The 3,325-nt window shown below is 39.6% G+C and carries 2 protein-coding genes; both read right to left on the bottom strand.

Annotated elements, in window-relative coordinates; translation table 11 throughout:
• Positions 1-351: 351 nt before the first annotated feature.
• The gene (gene dapA, locus ACT8YW_RS22540; protein ID WP_444107209.1) at positions 352-1,245 is read right to left on the bottom strand and encodes a 4-hydroxy-tetrahydrodipicolinate synthase; all 894 of its coding nucleotides are present in this window, start codon (positions 1,243-1,245) and stop codon (positions 352-354) included.
• 59 nt (positions 1,246-1,304) lie between these two features.
• Positions 1,305-3,305, bottom strand: coding sequence for an NAD-dependent DNA ligase LigA (gene ligA / locus ACT8YW_RS22535; RefSeq protein ID WP_444107210.1), 2,001 nt, complete (start codon positions 3,303-3,305; stop codon positions 1,305-1,307).
• Between the last annotated feature and the right edge of the window lie 20 nt (positions 3,306-3,325).

Below are 3,325 nucleotides of genomic sequence, written 5' to 3'. Positions count from 1 at the left end.
GGATCATTAGCCTTTTTATTTTAATACACTATATAGAATCGCGGAGACGCTTACTTTGGAAATGAAACATGTCAATGGCTAGTAGAATTTCTTATCAAGCCCTCAAATAGCTATGCTTTAGATAGACTAAAGCGGAGCTTTCCGTTCCCTAAAGCTATGCTTTAGAAAGGTGAAAAACCTGTATCGAAAAACGTAATTAATAAGAAATATCCCCCCTTACAATAGACAGCAGCCGTTTTAAAATAAATCATAGGCTGATTTAAAATAAATATCCCAATGATTGAATTCAATCATTGGGATATTTATTTTAAACACTTAGATGTTTATTATGAATTCCTCACTGAAGGAGCATCAGCATTTAATATTCAACTCATTCAAAACCTTGCGTATTGCCTCAAATGTGGTAATGCGAGTAGGAACTAGTGGCAACCGAAGTTTATTCTCGATCATACCCATGGCATTCAACATTGATTTTACTCCTGCCGGATTTCCATCAACAAACAACAAATTGAATAATTCCGTAAATCGATGATGAATGGTTAATGCATTGGCAAAGTCTCCTTGAAGCGCCAGGCGCGTCATACGGCTAAATTCACGAGGAAAAGCATTACCGATTACTGAAATCACACCAACGGCCCCCAATGTAATAAGCGGAAAGGTTATACCATCATCTCCGGAGATTACATTGAAATTTTCCGGTTTATTTTTAATAATATCATCCATTTGCGTAATATTTCCGGATGCTTCTTTAATAGCAACTACATTCTTAAAATCACGGGCAATCCGTAACGTAGTTTCAGCAGTCATATTTACTCCCGTACGTCCCGGAACATTATACAATACGATGGGGAGCTCCGTAGTTTCCGCAATCGCTTTATAATGCTGATAAATACCTTCTTGAGAAGGTTTATTATAATATGGCACCACAGACAATATCGCATCAACTCCTGTAAAATCATCGTTTTTCAATGTTTCTACAATAGCGCGAGTATTATTACCACCTACACCCAACAGAATAGGAATTCTTCCGTTGACGCGGTCAATCACCATCTTTTTTATAGTTTTCTTTTCTTCCTCGGTCAGAGTCGGTGTTTCAGCTGTAGTTCCCAGCACACACAAGAAATCCGCATTATTCTGCAATAGATAGTCCACCATACGCATCAACGCGTCATAGTCAACGCTCTCATCCTCTTTGAAAGGAGTAATCAGTGCTACCCCCATTCCTTTCAATTTAGTCTGTATCATGAGTTTTAATTATAATCTCTAATTTATTTAGCCGCAAAAGTACGAATATTTTTCTTATCTTACGATATAAGTTTCAGAAATTCGTCTTCGCTTAATATGGTTATTCCAAGTTTTTTTGCTTTTTCGAGCTTTGCAGGTCCCATATTATCTCCAGCCAGTATAAAACTCGTTTTCGCGGAAATGCTTCCAACATTTTTCCCTCCGTTTTTCTCGATAAGTTCCTTATATTCGTCACGCGAGTGATGGATAAACACACCACTAATAACAATAGACTGCCCTGCCAACTTATCAGTGTATCCACTCAAATCTTCCTCTGTGCGATAAAGTTGCAGTCCAGCCTCCTTTAGCCTGTTAACCAACTCACGATTAGACTCATTAGCAAAATAAGCAAGTATACTTTGAGCTATCTTTTCTCCGATTTCATCGATACTTACCAATTTTTCAAGATCTGCCTGCTGTAAATCATCGATATTCTCAAACGACTTCGCAATCTTTTTAGCCACAGTCTCACCAACAAAGCGGATTCCCAAAGCAAAGATTACACGTTCGAAAGGAACTGTTTTACTTTGCGCAATTCCCGTTACGATATTCTCTGCCGATTTTTCACCCATACGATCCAAACCTTTGATATCATCAGCTGTAAGTTTATACAAGTCGGCCGTATTTTCAATTAATCCCAAGCGATAGAACATATCCACCGTTTCCGGCCCTAATCCATCAATATTCATAGCCTTTCGACTAATAAAATGCTCTATTTTGCCTTTGATTTGAGGAGGACACGCTGTTTCATTCGGGCAATAATGAGCAGCTTCTCCTTCATACCTGACTAATTTACTGCCACATTCGGGACAATTAACGATGAATCGAACCTTCTCACCAAGCATAAAACTACGTGCATCTTTATCAACCCCTGTAATCTTAGGAATAATTTCACCGCCTTTTTCTACATAAACCATGTCTCCAATATGCAAATCAAGCCCCTCGATAATATCCGCATTGTGCAAGGACGCACGTTTTACAACCGTTCCTGAAAGCTGCACAGGATCCAGATTAGCTACTGGTGTGACAGCTCCGGTTCTTCCTACCTGATAAGTCACCTTATTCAAACGGGTCAACGCACGTTCTGCCTGGAATTTATAAGCAATAGCCCATCGAGGAGATTTAGCTGTAAATCCCAAATTCTTCTGCTGCCTCAAACTGTTCACCTTTAAAACAATCCCATCTGTGGCAACCGGCAGATTTTTACGCTCTACATCCCAATAATTGATAAATTCAAAAACCTCCTCTAATGTCTGGCACTTACGCGTCAAATCAGAGATTTTAAAGCCCCATTTTGCCGCTTCCTGAAGATTTTCATAATGTCCGTCACAAGGCAGGTTATCACCCAGCAAATAATACAAATAGGCATCCAGTTTGCGGGAAGCCACAATAGAAGAATTCTGCAACTTCAATGTGCCGGAAGCCGCATTTCTCGGATTGGCAAAAAGCGGCTCTTCACGTGCTTCTTTCTCTCGATTCAACTCTTCAAACACTTCCCATGGCATAAGAATTTCTCCACGTATCTCAAAAGAGGCAGGATAATTATCACCATGCAATACAAGCGGAATAGAACGGATCGTTTTCACATTATCCGTCACATCATCCCCCTTTTCTCCATCACCACGGGTGACGGCACGAACTAACTTCCCATTTTCATAAGTCAGCGAAATAGAAGTACCGTCATATTTCATTTCACAACAAATCTCGAAATCCTCATTCAATGCCTTACGAACACGGTCGTAGAAGTCCGTCACTTCCGCTTCTGAATATGTATTTGCCAGTGACAACATAGGATATTTATGAGCCACTTGCGTGAAATTCTTGTTTAAATCGCTACCTACACGCATCGTAGGCGAATTTTCATCTTTATATTCCGGATGTGCCTGTTCCAAATCCTGAAGTTCACGCATCTTGTCGTCAAACTCTTTATCCGAGATTTCAGGAGCATTCAACACATAATAATTATAATTATGCCGGTGAAGTTCGGCACGCAATTCCTCTATTTTTTCCTTTATATCCATATTTCTTCGATTGTTTAAGG

It is taken from the genome of Bacteroides sp. (genome assembly GCF_052357945.1).
In the GTDB taxonomy this organism is placed as follows: Bacteria; Bacteroidota; Bacteroidia; order Bacteroidales; family Bacteroidaceae; genus Bacteroides.
The sequence above is the reverse complement of the archived record's forward strand: the minus strand, read 5'-3'. Positions and strand labels throughout refer to the sequence as shown.